Raw genomic sequence first — 13,660 nt, 5'->3', positions numbered from 1 at the left:
TGGTATCATCGCGCACACTTTTATGACGGTTTGATGGCTGGAAGGTCTTTTTTGTGAGCGCTCTTTTTCAACGGCTTCGGCACCCCGACGCCCGTCTTCTTTCTCTGGTTTTTCTGGTACTGATCGTGCCGGTGTGCCTGCGTGCGGCACTCGGCTGGTCGAGCCTGTTCGGCTACTTGTCGGACCTGGCCATCGGCAGCCTGCTGGTGGTTCTGTTGCATCGTCGGCCGTGGTGGCTGGCCCTGCCGGTGCTGGTGTTCTGGGGTTTGCTGGCGGTGGCGACGGCGGAACTGGTCAGCGCGGTCGGGCGCCTGCCCAATCCCCAGGATCTGCATTACCTGATCGACCCGCAATTCGTCGAGAACTCCACCGGCGGCGGTTTCGCCCATCCGGGAGTGGCCGGTGCATTGCTGCTGGGCCTGTTGCTGTGGCTGGCGACGCAGTGGGCAAACCGAGGAACGCTGGCGCCGGCCCTGCCCCGCGCCGTGTGGTCGGCACCGGTGTTGCTGTTTGCCGCCCATTGGGGCGCACAGAATCTTTCGCCGAGCGACGCCGACCCATGGCGCCTGTACAACCTGCCTCACCAATTGCTCGCCGCCCAGGTCGCCGACGCGCAGATGCAGGCCGAAGAATGGCTGGAAGGCGGCAGCGAAATACCTCCCCCCTCGATGGCCGGGCTCACTGACCTCGACTTGAACGGCCACTCGTTACTGGCAGCAAAAGGCCAGGCACGCAACGTACTGATCGTTGCCGTAGAAGGCATTCCCGGCGCCTACATCCGCGCCAATCGCGAGGCCATCGGCAGTCATTATCAGGAAGACCTGATGCCCAAGCTCAGCCGTTGGGCCGAGCGCGGCATGAACACGCCGGATTACGTATTGCACACGCACCAGACCATTCGCGGCCTGTACGCCATGCTTTGCGGCGATTACGACAAGTTGAACAACGGCACGCCCAAAGGCGTGGAAATGCTGACCCAGAACGAACGCAACCAGGCCTGCCTGCCGGCCCAATTGCGCCAGCACGGTTTCACCACGCATTACCTGCAAGGCGCCGGCCTGCGCTTCATGGCCAAAGACAAGATCATGCCGCACATCGGCTTCGATGCGACCCATGGCCTGGAGTGGTTCACCAACGCCAACTACCTGGAATTCCCGTGGGGCAAGGACGACAAGGCCTTCTTCGAAGGCGCACTGGGTTACGTCGGCCAACTGAAAAAACAGAAAAAACCGTGGATGCTGACCCTGCTGACCGTCGGCACCCATCAGCCCTACTCCGCGCCGGAAGACTACCTGCAACGCTACGACACACCGAAACAGGCCGCCGTCGGTTATCTGGACGACGCTTTGGACCAGTTCCTCAGCGGCCTCGAGCGTCAGGGCGTGCTGAAAGACACGCTGGTGGTGATCACCTCGGACGAATCCCATGGCATCGATGGCGTGCGGCTCGCCTCGTCCTGGGGTTTCAACCTGACCCTCGCACCGGAGCAGGCCCAGTTGCCGCACCTGAACGCCGGGGTCTACGGACATGTCGATTTGAGCGCATCGATCCTCGACTACTTTGACCTGCCGGTGCCCGCCGCACTCAGCGGCCGCTCGCTGTTTCGTGACTACGACACCGGGCGCGAAATCATGTCGTTCACCAACGGCAAACTGCGCTACCACGACGGCCACGGCATCCTCACCGAATGCGACATGCCGCGACGCTGCCGCGCCTACGCCAGTGAAGGCTTCATCGCCGAAAGCGCCACGTTCAAGGGCAATGCCAGCGGCCAGAATGCCCGGCAGATTGCGGCCCGCGCCGACGCACTGGACCTGTCGCTGCTGCGCACTCCGCTGAACCAGCGCTATCAGTTCGGCAGCGACAACGTCATCCCGCTGCAAGCGCAGATCAAGGATGACTGGGCCGACAACCTGATCGGCGCGCAATACCTGGAAATGCCCAAGGGCTCACACACTCGCGTGCGCCTGACCGTGCGCTCGATGGACCCACAACAGGCGGCGTACATCCAGCTCAAGGCCAAGGAGTTCGAACAGGACGTGCAACTGGGCCTGCCATCGGAAATGGTCGCCACGGCGGAGCAGCCGCTGGAAATGGATTTCAGCTTCGACAACCCGCAACCGCGCAAGGCCTTCTCGTTCCACTTGCTGGGATATGGACTGGGTGCGGTTGAGGTCACGGATTTCAGCGTGATCACTGAACTGCCGGGGCAACAGGATCTGCGGGAAGAACTCCCGGAAGACGACACCGCTCAATCGAGCTGATGCCGACGCCAGCGTCACGCGGTTCGCGGGACGCTGGCGCGGGGACGATCAGAAGGTAGTGCGCAGGCCGACCTGAATGCTTCGCCCTTCTGCCGGCGCAATGTCGCGCAGGATCGAGCTGGCGTAGCGCACGGTCTGGTTGGTCAGGTTCTCGGCATTGACGAAGGCCAGCCATTTGCTCTGGCCGACGTCGAAGTGATACCCCACATTCGCACCCAGCGTGGTGTAGCCATCGGTGCTGCTTTCATTGTCCGGCACCCGATGCTGGGAACTGGCGTGCTCCACATCGATCCGCGCCTGCCAGCGATCCAGCTCCCACAACAAACCGGTATTCAAGCGCAGCGGCGCGATGCGCGGCAGATCCTGGCCGTTGTCGAGGTTCTTGGCACGGGTGTAATCGCCCGACAATTCCAGCGCGAACTTGCCGTAGGCGCTCTCGCCGAGCTGCCAGCGATCCTGGGCTTCGATGCCGCTGAAGCGTGCGCGAACACCGGAATAGGCGTATTCGGGAATGCCGCCTGCGTCCTCTTCACCTTCATCATTAAGCGTGCGACCAGTGCCGAGCAGACCGATGTAATTGGAGAAGTGGCTGTAGAACACGCCGACGCTGCCCTTGTGCGTGCCATTGTCGAAACGCAATGCCAGATCGCTGGAGACGGCTTTCTCTTTCGACAGACCCGCATCCCCGACTTCGAAAGTGCCGGTGGCGACGTGGGCGCCGTTGGCGTACAGCTCGTAGAACGTCGGTGCCCGCTCGGTGTAGCCCAGCGTGGCGGCGACCGACCAGACCGGCGTCAGCGTATACACCGCACCGGACGACAGACTGCCGGCGGTGAAACTGCTGGAGCGGTCGGCATTGGCGAAGCGCTCGTTGCCTTTGGCATCCGGGTCGACCGTGGTGTGTTCCAGGCGACCGCCGAGGGTGAACAGCAGGCGATCCGTGGCTTGCAGCTCTTCCAGAATGAACAGTGCTCCAGCATTGGTATCGGTGTGCGGCACGAAGGCTTCTTCGCCCAGCGCCGAAAATTCATTGCGACTGACCTGCGCGCCGATCACCCCGTTGAACGGCCCCAACGGCTGGTGTCGAGCCTCGATCCGCGCTTCATAGCCTTTGTTCTTGAACGTGGTGCCGACCTCGCCATCCTCGATTTCACGGTGCTGGTAATCGGTGTAACCGGCGTCGAACTTGACCGAGCTGAACGGCCCTTGGAGGTTGCGGATTTCCGAGGCGAACGCGTAGTGCTCCTGCTGCATGCGAATCCGCACGTCGTCTTCGGCTGGTGAGCCGTAGTTGGAGTCGTAGTTGCTGTACGACAGCCCCGCGTAACCGTCATCCCAGGTGTACGACCCGCCCACCGCGCCGCCGTCCTGACGACCGTCGCTGTTGGCCAGTCGATGCTTGCTGGAATCGCCATCATCCCCCGCCCGTTCGCGGCTGCTTTTGGCATAGCCGGGGATTTTCAGGTCGTTGAACTCGCGAGCGCTGGCGTCCAGGTGCAAGGCGAACTGACCGTTGCCGGCTTCGAGCTTGCCCGCGCTGCTGCGGGTGGTGTCGGCGCCGCCATAGCGCAACTCGCCGGCGCCGTGGATGCCGTCGATGGCTTCGGTCGGGATGCGGTTGTCGAAGGTATTCACGACTCCGCCGATAGCACTGCCGCCATACAGCAACGCGGCCGGGCCACGGACGATTTCGATGCGGTCAACGTTGATCGGGTCCAGCGGCACCGCGTGGTCGTAGGACAGCGACGAGGCATCGAGCGCACCGACGCCGTTGCGCAGGATGCGGATGCGATCGCCGTCCTGTCCGCGAATGATCGGGCGACTGGCACCCGGCCCGAAGTAGGACGACGACACGCCCGGCTGCTTGTTCAGGGTTTCGCCGAGGCTGCCCTTTTGCTGCAGCGTCAAGTCATCGCCGCTCAATACGGTCGAGGGCGAAGCCAGGGTCTGGCTGCCCAGTGGATTGGCAGTGATGACTTGAGGTTGCAGCTCGAGAGGTTCGGCAGCGAACGCGGGGGATGCGATCAGCAGCGCAGAGGCCAGCAGACTTGGCGGGAAGGAGGGAAAACGGGCTGACATTTCTAGTATTCCGTAAGGCAGAAAGGAAGGGATCGATGCCACTGCCACACGGACATGTCAGTGATATCGATCAGATGAAATCATTTTTATGTTATACAATAACATTTCCAATGGCCATCATGATTCTTGCCCGATGTTTACAACAACCGCTCAAGGACGGGTCTTTCAGCACGCGGCATCGCCGCTTGCGCAAGCACGTCCTGCGTTTCTTCGAAAAAATCCTGAACAGACAGCGGTAAAAGACTTTGCCTATCAGCCACCAATAGTCGGCCTATTAGCTGACCTGCCCAGTCGGGTCTAGCCTTACTAATCCGAAGTCGGCACGAGCCGGCCGCAGAAGACCTGATAAGGACCCGAACATGGCAAATGAATCGAAATGCCCGTTCAATCACGCCGCCGGCGGTGGCACGACGAACCGCGATTGGTGGCCGAATCAACTGAACCTGAAAATCCTGAGCCAGCACTCGCCCGCCTCCGATCCGCTGGGCAAGGACTTCGACTACGCCAAGGCCTTCAAGAGCCTGGATTTCCAGGCCCTGAAACGCGATCTGACGGCGCTGATGACCGACTCCCAGGACTGGTGGCCCGCCGACTTCGGCCACTACGGCCCGCTCTTCATCCGCATGGCCTGGCACAGCGCCGGCACCTATCGCACCGCTGACGGCCGTGGCGGCGCCGGTTCCGGCCAGCAACGCTTCGCCCCGCTCAACAGCTGGCCGGACAACGTCAGCCTCGACAAGGCCCGGCGCCTGCTGTGGCCGATCAAACAGAAATATGGCCGCAACATTTCCTGGGCCGACCTGATCGTCCTCACCGGCAACGTCGCGCTGGAATCCATGGGCTTCAAGACTTTCGGATTCTCCGGCGGACGGCCCGACGTGTGGGAGCCGGACGAAGACGTCTACTGGGGTTCGGAAAACACCTGGCTGGGTGGCGACACCCGTTACGGTAAACACCCCGAAGCCATGCAGGAACCGGGCGACGGCACCCTGGTCGCCGAACCTGCCGAGCACGGCCATGAACAGAGCCGCACCAATCAGGGTGAACGCAATCTGGAAAACCCGCTCGCCGCCGTGCAGATGGGCCTGATCTACGTGAACCCGGAAGGCCCCGAGGGCAATCCCGACCCGGTGGCCTCGGCCCGGGACATTCGTGAAACCTTCGGCCGCATGGCCATGAACGACGAAGAAACCGTCGCCCTGATCGCTGGCGGCCACGCCTTCGGCAAGACCCACGGTGCCGGCCCGGCCGATAACGTCGGCCCGGAACCGGAAGCTGCCGGCCTCGAGCTTCAGGGCCTGGGCTGGAAAAACAGCTTCGGTAGTGGCAAAGGTGCGGACACCATCACCAGCGGTCTGGAAGTGACCTGGACCACCACCCCGACCAAATGGAGCAACAATTACCTGGAAAACCTGTTCGGCTTCGAGTGGGAACTGACCAAGAGCCCGGCCGGCGCCCACCAGTGGAAACCGAAAAACGGCGCCGGAGCCGGCACCATTCCCCATGCTCACGACCCGAACAAACGCATCGACCCGACGATGCTCACCTCTGACCTGGCCCTGCGTTTCGACCCGGCCTACGAGAAGATCTCGCGGCGCTTCCTGGCCAATCCCGATCAACTGGCCGATGCCTTCGCCCGGGCCTGGTACAAACTGATCCATCGGGACATGGGCCCGCTATCGCGCTATCTCGGTCCGGAAATGCCCCAGGAAGAACTGCTGTGGCAAGACCCGATTCCCGAGGCCAGCCATCCGCTGATCGACGACAGCGATATCAGGGCGTTGAAAGGCAAAGTGCTGGCGTCGGGGCTGTCCGTTTCGGAGCTGGTCTCCACCGCCTGGGCGGCCGCTTCGACTTTCCGTGGCTCAGACAAACGCGGCGGCGCCAACGGCGGACGCCTGCGCCTGGCACCGCAACGGTTCTGGCAGGCCAACCAGCCGGAACAACTGGACAAGGTGCTCAAAGCCCTCGAAAGCATTCAGAGCGAGTTCAACGCCGGGGCGTCGGGCAAGAAAGTCTCGCTGGCGGATCTGATCGTGCTGGCCGGTAATGCCGGGGTCGAACAGGCTGCGAAAAATGCCGGACATTCGGTCACGGTGCCCTTCTCGCCTGGCCGTACCGATGCGACTCAGGAGCAGACCGACGTCGAATCGTTCGGTTTCCTTGAACCGCACACCGATGGCTTCCGCAACTACGCTGCCAGCACCTATCGCGTGCCGGCCGAAGCGTTGCTGATCGACAAGGCGCAACTGCTGACGCTTTCGGCACCCGAGCTCACCGTGCTGGTCGGTGGTCTGCGTGTACTGGACACCAACGTCGGTAAAACGAAGCACGGGGTGTTCACCGACAAGCCCGGCACCCTGACCAACGACTTCTTCCGCAACCTGCTGGACATGGGCGTGGAATGGAAACCGACGTCCAAGGCGGCGGACGAGTTCGAAGGTCACGACCGCAAGACCGGCAATGTGAAATGGACAGGAACGCGGGTCGATCTGGTGTTCGGTTCCAACGCGATACTGCGGGCGCTGGCGGAGGTGTATGCCAGTTCTGATGCCAAGGAGCAGTTCGTCAACGACTTCGTTGCTGCGTGGGCGAAGGTGATGGATCTGGACCGGTTTGATTTGCGCCAATAGTTTTTCATCCACCCACAAAAACGCCGCTCATCGAGCGGCGTTTTTTATTGCCCTGAAACAGCTTCAGGCAAGGCTTTTGCTGACCACTTCATACACATCACTGGACAACTGACCGGACGCGAGGATCCGCTCCAGCTCCGCCTTCATCAGCGCCTGACGAGCACCGTCATACTTGCGCCAGCGAGTCAGCGGTGCCAGTTGGCGCGAAGCGATCTGCGGGTTGAAGCCGTTCAGTTCGATCACCAGGTCCGCGAGGAAGCGATAGCCCGAACCGTCCGCCGCGTGGAAGTTGATCAGGTTCTGCCCGGCAAATGCGCCGACCAGCGCACGCACCTTGTTCGGGTTCTTGATGTTGAACGCCGGATGCTGCATCAGGGCTTTGACCCGTGCCAGACCGCCCGGCAAAGTGCTGCCGGCCTGCACGCTGAACCACTGATCCATGACCAGCGGATTGTCCTTGAAGTGCTCGGCGAAACTGGCCAGGGCCTTGGCCTTCTCGTCTTCGAACGGCGAGTTGACCAGCACCGCCAGCGCGGTGAGGCGCTCGGTCATGTTGTCGCAGGCGTCGAACTGCTCCAGCGTTGCCGCCAGCACTTCAGGCTTGCCGCTGAGCATCAGGTACGACAGCGCGATGTTCTGCAACGCGCGACGGGCGAAATGCTCGGCTTCGGCCACGTACGGGGTCTTTTTCGACAGCTCGCGGTTGGCCTGATAACGCTGCCACAGGGCCTCGAACAGGTTGTCCGCCAGTTGCTGACGGGCGAATTCGCGAGCGGAGTGGATCGCGTCCACGTCGGCGGTTTCGCTGATTTCGGTCAGGTAGGCTTCGCTCGGCAGCGAGAGCATTTCCGCGACCATCGCCTGATCCAGCGTCTGGTCAGCCAGCACAGTGCGCAGAGCGGAAATCAGACGTGGATCGAGCACCAGGCTTTCGCCCTTCTGCTGTTGGCCGATCAACTCTTGCAGCACCTGCACCGACAGTTGCTGGCCGGCATCCCAGCGGTTGAAACCGTCGCTGTCGTGCTGCATCAGGAACATCAACTGATCGCGGTTGTACGGGAAGCTCAGTTTCACCGGCGCCGAGAAGCCACGCAGAAGGGACGGCAGCGGTTGTTCGGCGATGTCGACGAAGGTGAAGGTCTGTTCGGCTTCGGTCACCGAGATCACTCGGGTAGTGCCTTGCGCAGCGGCTTCGCCGGCCAGACGCAGGGCGATCTCGTTGCCTTGGCTGTCGAGCAGGCCCAGCTCCACCGGGATCACGAACGGCAGCTTTTCAACCTTGTCCGGGGTTTCCGGGCAGCTCTGGCGGAAGGTCAGGCTGTAGGTTTTTGCGGCGGAATCGTAAGACTCACTCACCGCCAGACGCGGTGTGCCTGCCTGGCTGTACCAGCGTTTGAACTGGGTCAGATCGACGCCGTTGGCATCTTCCATGGCCTTGATGAAGTCATCGCAGGTCACGGCCTGGCCGTCGTGGCGTTCGAAGTACAGGTCGCTGCCCTTGCGGAAGCCTTCGGCGCCCAGCAGGGTGTGGATCATGCCGACCACTTCCGAGCCCTTTTCGTACACGGTCAGAGTGTAGAAGTTGGAAATCTCGATGAAGCTGTCCGGGCGCACGGCGTGGGCCATCGGGCCGGCATCTTCGGCGAACTGGTGGGTACGCAGGTACGCCACGTCCTGAATGCGCTTGACCGTGGCCGAGTTCATGTCGGAAGAGAACCCGGCGTCGCGGAACACGGTAAAGCCTTCCTTGAGCGACAGCTGGAACCAGTCGCGGCAGGTCACGCGGTTGCCCGACCAGTTGTGGAAGTATTCGTGGGCGACAATCGCCTCGACCCGCTGGTGCGCGGCGTCGGTGGCGGTTTCGGCGCGGGCCAGCACGGCGCTGGAGTTGAAGATGTTGAGGCCCTTGTTCTCCATCGCACCCATGTTGAAGTCGTTCACGGCGACGATCATGAAGATGTCCAGATCGTACTCGCGACCGTAGACCTCTTCGTCCCAGCGCATCGACTTCTTCAGGCTGTTCATGGCGTGCTGGCACTTGTCGATGTTTTCCGGCTCGACATAAATGCGCAGCGCCACGTTGCGGTTGGTCATGGTGGTGAAAGAGTCTTCAACGCACCACAAGTCACCGGCCACCAGCGCAAACAGGTACGCCGGTTTCATGAACGGGTCTTCCCAGGTCGCCCAGTGCCGGCCGTCTTCGCCGGGACCGCTGGCGATCGGGTTGCCGTTGGACAACAGCACCGGATATCTGTGCTGCTCGGCGACCACGGTGGTGGTGAACTTGCTCATCACGTCCGGGCGGTCGAGGTAATAGGTGATCTTGCGGAAACCTTCGGCCTCGCACTGGGTGCAGAACATCGTGCCGGACTTGTACAGGCCTTCCAGTGCGGTGTTGGTTTCCGGGTGGATCCTGACGCTGGTGTCGACCGTGAAGGTTTCGCTCTTCGGCTGCAGGGTCAGGTGATTCTCGGTCAACTGGTAGTCGGCGGCGCTCAGTTCCTGGTCGGCCAGGGTCACCGAGAGCAGTTCCAGCTGCTGGCCATCGAGCACCAGCGGCGGCAGGCCGGGGCCACGGGCCGGGTTGCGGCGCATCACCAGTTGCGCGTGGACCAGACTGTGGTCCTCGAACAACTCGAAGGTCAGGTGTGTTTCATCGATCAGGTACTCGGGCGCCTGATAGTCCTTCAGGTAAATCATCTTCGGTTGTTCGGTGCGCATGCTGAAGTCCTTATTGATGCACGGCGAGCTGATAGGCCGTGTACTTGCGAATGTTGATCACGCCGGTGTCGAAGATCAGGTACTGGCCCTTGATCCCCAGCAGCGTGCCTTCGGCAATCGGGTTTTTGTCCAGGTTGAAGCTGACGATCTTGGCCGGGTACTGCTCGACCGGGTAACGGATTTCCAGCGGCTCGACGTCGGTGACCGGCTGAATCGCCTGCAGACCGAAGCGTTCCTGCAAGCCCTGCAAACCTTCGGCGCAGCTGTCGAACAACTGATCGCGCACCTGGGCCAGATCCACCGCCGCCGCATCGCCCTTGAGCAGTGCGCGCCAGTTGGTCTTGTCCGCCACCTGACTGCGGAACAGGTCTTCGACGAAACCGGACTGCTGCCGCGTGGAAACGCGCATGATCGGCAACGCCTGACTGGCGCCCTGGTCGAGCCAGCGGGTCGGCAGTTGAGTCGCACGGGTGATGCCGACCTTGATCCCCGACGAATTGGCCAGGTACACGACGTGGTCGGTCATGCAGAACTTCTCGCCCCACTCCGGTTCCCGGCAGGTGCCGGCGTCGAAGTGGCAGCGCTCCGGACTCATGATGCACACGTCGCACTGGGCCAGTTTGGTCATGCACGGGTAGCAGTAACCCTGACTGAAACTGGTCTTGGTCTTGCGTCCGCAATGGGTGCAATGAATCGCCCCCAGGTATTCCAGACGCACCGTCGTGCCGATCAACGGGTTGACAGGCACCTCGACGTCATCCAGACGAAACGCGTATTGCACGTTCGGCCCGTCCAGGCGCGCCGACATTTTGCTGATTGCACCGCGGCCAATCTCGATCAATGGATGGCGTCCGACTTGAACAGGATGTTCGGCACTTCGATCGACTTCGACGCACACTCCTGCGGGCCCATGTAACCGGTGCGCTCTTCTTCGGGCAGGTTCTGGATTTCCCAGGCGATCATCGCCTGCAGCGACAGCTCGCGCTGTTCGGCGGTGAGCTTGCCACCGTCGGACCATTTGCCGATTTCCACGGCCAGTTTCAGGCTCTGGTAAATGTCGGGGGTAATGTTTTTGATCAGTTCGGAAAAAGACGACATGTTGAACACTCTCCAAAAAATGTCGCTAGTTTAACGGTGCCGATGCCCCGGCACACTGCCGGGCATCAGATGGGCGAGCGGATCGACGGGCGTCACGCCCGTCGTCCTAGAACTCCCTTGAAAGTTTTACCTGAGTCAGTTCCTTCTCCAGCGCCCGCCGGAAGATCTGCGGCGCAGTGAAGGTATAGAGGGCAAAGCCCAGCCAGACCCAGTCGATGACCTCGGCGGCAGCGGGATAACCCTGTGCCGTGACGGTGATGACCGTGACCCGGTAGACCACGAACATGGCCAGTAACAGAACAATGGCTCGGGTGTTGCTGCGCTCGGTCATCCAGCTGTTGAAGCGCCACCACAGCCCCATGAACGGGTTGCTGCGCGCTTTTACGGCAGTCAACAGGCCCAGCGCCGCGACGTTGTTGGCGTTTTCCTGCAAGGCCCAGATCGCGTGTTCGCGCGCACCGTTGATATTGCCCTGGCGCAACAGCAAATGGCCCAGCACCACCACGGCTGCTGTATGCCCGGGATCGGCCTGCAACGCCTGTCGGGCAAAACCTTCGGCCTGTTCCCAGTGACCGCAGGCCTTGTGGTATTCGGCCATGGCCACCAGGTTGGCTGCACCATCCGGGTCGAGTTCGAGAGCCTTTTCCAGCAGCGCCTGGCTCTGGCTCAAGCGCCCGGTGATCTGGAACAGATCAGCGAGGCTGCGGTAATAACTCGGCTCGTCCGGCTCCAGTTCGAGCAGTTGCAACAGGTGCTGTTCGGCGCTCTTGAACCGCCGGGCACCCATGTCGGCCATTGCGGCAGCGTAATGCGCCAGCGGCAGCAACGCATCCAGTGCCAGCGCCATCGAGGCTTCATGCCGCGCCGCATGCAGTCGCCGCAGGCTGATCAGGCACAGCGCCAGCAACGCGTGCGCTTCCGCACATTCGGGGTCGTCGGCGAGCAATTGGCGCAGGCTGTCGACGGCGCCGTCATAGTGATGGGCATGCAGACGCTGGTAAGCCAGTTCCAACAGTTGGGACGTATTCATCAGCTCACCACCAGATACCAAAGGGTTGCAGGCACCAGTTTGACCACCACGCCCTTGAGCACAAAGGCGCCACCGAGGGCGACCAGGGGTGCAAAGCGGTTGAGCTCGCCACCGTAGTACTGATACAGCTCAATCGTGGAGTTCTGCAGGGTGTACAGCACGTAACCGATGGTGAGTTTCCACACCACCAGGACCAGTAGCGCGTATTGAATCTCGGCCTGGGTCGTCAGGTAGCCATTGTTCAGCAGGCTGATCAACAGCAGGCCGATGATCACGCTGCCGGCCGTGCCGACGCCGACCCAGGTCCATTCACGGATTCGCGTCGGGCTGCCCACCGCAATCGAATTCAGCACAAACCACGGCAGTCCCAGCCACAGGCCGCCCATCATCAGGGCCAGCAGCGGCCAGAACGGCGCCACGGCAAACCTGGCGAGGCCACCCGGACGGGGTTCGTCCTCGATCCGGTACACACTCTTGGTTCCCATCAGCGCCCCTTGCCGTGCTTGTCGAGAAAGGCCAGCACTTCGTCGTACTGATTGCCTTCGTTGGCGTAGCGCGCGTAATTGCGCGCCGTGGTCAGCCATTCCAGCGTTGTCGCGCGCACATCTTTCAAGGCCTGCTTGAAATGGCGGTCACAGATCGGCTGTTCAGCGCCTTCACTGATCGACTCTTCGATGGCTTCATCGGCGGCGGTATCCACCAGTTCGCCGAGATCGGCCCCGGAGAACCCCGAGGTGTGTTTGGCCAGGAATGCGAAGTCAATATCCGCTGCAAGCGGACGGCCCTTGACCATCAGTTGCAGCATGTTTTCCCGGGCCGCGCGATCCGGTGGCGGCACAAACAGCACCCGGTCAAACCGGCCGGGCCGGCGGAACGCCGAATCCACCGACCACGGCACGTTGGTCGCGGCCAGGATCAGCACGCCATGGTTGTTTTTGGCGAAGCCGTCCATTTCCGAGAGGAACGTGCTGACCAGTTTCGACGAGGTCGATTCGCGGGTATTGGAACGTTTGCCACCCAGCGCCTCGACTTCATCGAAGAACATTACCGCCGGCGCCTGGGCCCGCGCCTGCTCGAACAGGGCGTGGAGCTTGCGCTCGGACTCGCCGATGTACATGTCCAGCACATCGGAAATCGCCACGTTGAAAAACTTGGCCTTGCACTCTCCGGCCGTGGCCCGGGCCAGCAAGGTCTTGCCGCAGCCTGGTGGCCCGTACAACAGCACACCACCGCCGACACGCTTGCGAAAACGCTCGAACAGCCCGGGTTTCTGGTACGGCAGGATGATTTTCTTGTGGATGGTCTTTTTCAGATCATCAAGACCGCCGATATCGTTGAACGTGACGGTCTTGTCCTCGGGAACCAGCAGGCGCCGGACTTCTGTCTGGTCAGTGTCGTCGTTGGAAATCACCCGAAGTTTCGGGCGCCCTTCCCCGGCCCTGAAATCGGTGACGGAGACGTTCAAGCGGCGCCACAACGCCATGTCTTCCAGCGACGGATTGGCGTTGATGGCCGCCCGGTATTCGACCTGGGCTTCCTTGGGACGATCCAGATCCGCCAGGGCCCGCGCCCGCAACAATTGCGCTGCAGGATCATCGCCCGTGACCAGGGACAGGGCTTTCTGCGCCTGCCCGGCCGCCAGATACAGTTGCGCGGCCACCGGCTTGAGCGACTCGAAGTCGGCCCGTTGTTCGAGTTCTTCGGGAATCAGCTTGAGCCCGCGCTCGACTTCACCGCGCTCCAGGCACGCCTTGAGCAACAACGTGATCAGCGCGACGTTTCCCGGTGAGGCGCTTAACGCGGCCTCCAGTTGATCCAGCGTCGTGTCATCCATG

At 61.8% G+C, this 13,660-nt stretch carries 9 protein-coding genes; 2 read left to right on the top strand and 7 right to left on the bottom strand.

Annotated elements, in window-relative coordinates:
• The first annotated feature begins 53 nt into the window (after positions 1 to 53).
• A complete protein-coding gene (locus IF189_RS11370; protein ID WP_134827246.1) occupies positions 54 to 2,264 on the top strand; it encodes an LTA synthase family protein in 2,211 nt (736 codons plus the stop codon).
• Positions 2,265 to 2,312: 48 nt separating this feature from the next.
• Here the strand turns inward: IF189_RS11370 and IF189_RS11365 are convergent, their stop codons facing one another.
• Positions 2,313 to 4,343, bottom strand: a complete 2,031-nt coding sequence (locus tag IF189_RS11365; RefSeq protein ID WP_134827247.1) for a TonB-dependent receptor — start codon at positions 4,341 to 4,343, stop codon at positions 2,313 to 2,315.
• Positions 4,344 to 4,702: 359 nt separating this feature from the next.
• On the opposite strand from IF189_RS11365, the gene katG reads away from it, so the two are divergent.
• Positions 4,703 to 6,976 carry a catalase/peroxidase HPI gene (gene katG / locus IF189_RS11360; protein WP_192553303.1) on the top strand — a complete coding sequence of 758 codons (2,274 nt, stop codon included), beginning with the start codon at positions 4,703 to 4,705 and terminating at the stop codon, positions 6,974 to 6,976.
• A gap of 63 nt (positions 6,977 to 7,039) precedes the next feature.
• Here the strand turns inward: katG and pepN are convergent, their stop codons facing one another.
• The 6 genes from pepN to IF189_RS11330 all read right to left on the bottom strand — a co-directional run bounded on the left by pepN (position 7,040) and on the right by IF189_RS11330 (position 13,659).
• Positions 7,040 to 9,697, bottom strand: coding sequence for an aminopeptidase N (gene pepN, locus IF189_RS11355; protein WP_192553302.1), 2,658 nt, complete (start codon positions 9,695 to 9,697; stop codon positions 7,040 to 7,042).
• A gap of 10 nt (positions 9,698 to 9,707) precedes the next feature.
• A complete protein-coding gene (locus tag IF189_RS11350) occupies positions 9,708 to 10,538 on the bottom strand; it encodes a DUF2797 domain-containing protein (protein WP_192553301.1) in 831 nt (276 codons plus the stop codon).
• Positions 10,535 to 10,795 carry a YeaC family protein gene (locus tag IF189_RS11345; protein WP_114882298.1) on the bottom strand — a complete coding sequence of 87 codons (261 nt, stop codon included), beginning with the start codon at positions 10,793 to 10,795 and terminating at the stop codon, positions 10,535 to 10,537. The genes IF189_RS11350 and IF189_RS11345 overlap by 4 nt, the downstream gene beginning before the upstream one ends.
• 106 nt (positions 10,796 to 10,901) lie before the next feature.
• Entirely contained in the window at positions 10,902 to 11,825 is a 924-nt protein-coding gene (locus IF189_RS11340) for a tetratricopeptide repeat protein (RefSeq protein ID WP_134827250.1), read from the bottom strand.
• Positions 11,825 to 12,310, bottom strand: coding sequence for a hypothetical protein (locus tag IF189_RS11335; RefSeq protein ID WP_134827251.1), 486 nt, complete (start codon positions 12,308 to 12,310; stop codon positions 11,825 to 11,827). Before IF189_RS11335 ends, IF189_RS11340 begins: the two co-directional genes overlap by 1 nt.
• Complete coding sequence (locus IF189_RS11330; RefSeq protein ID WP_134827252.1) at positions 12,310 to 13,659, bottom strand: ATP-binding protein; 1,350 nt, start codon at positions 13,657 to 13,659, stop codon at positions 12,310 to 12,312. Before IF189_RS11330 ends, IF189_RS11335 begins: the two co-directional genes overlap by 1 nt.
• Position 13,660: the final 1 nt, after the last annotated feature.

This window comes from Pseudomonas sp. IzPS59 (assembly GCF_014863505.1).
In the GTDB taxonomy this organism is placed as follows: Bacteria; Pseudomonadota; Gammaproteobacteria; order Pseudomonadales; family Pseudomonadaceae; genus Aquipseudomonas; species Aquipseudomonas kribbensis.
This window is presented reverse-complemented; position numbering and strand designations above follow the sequence as displayed.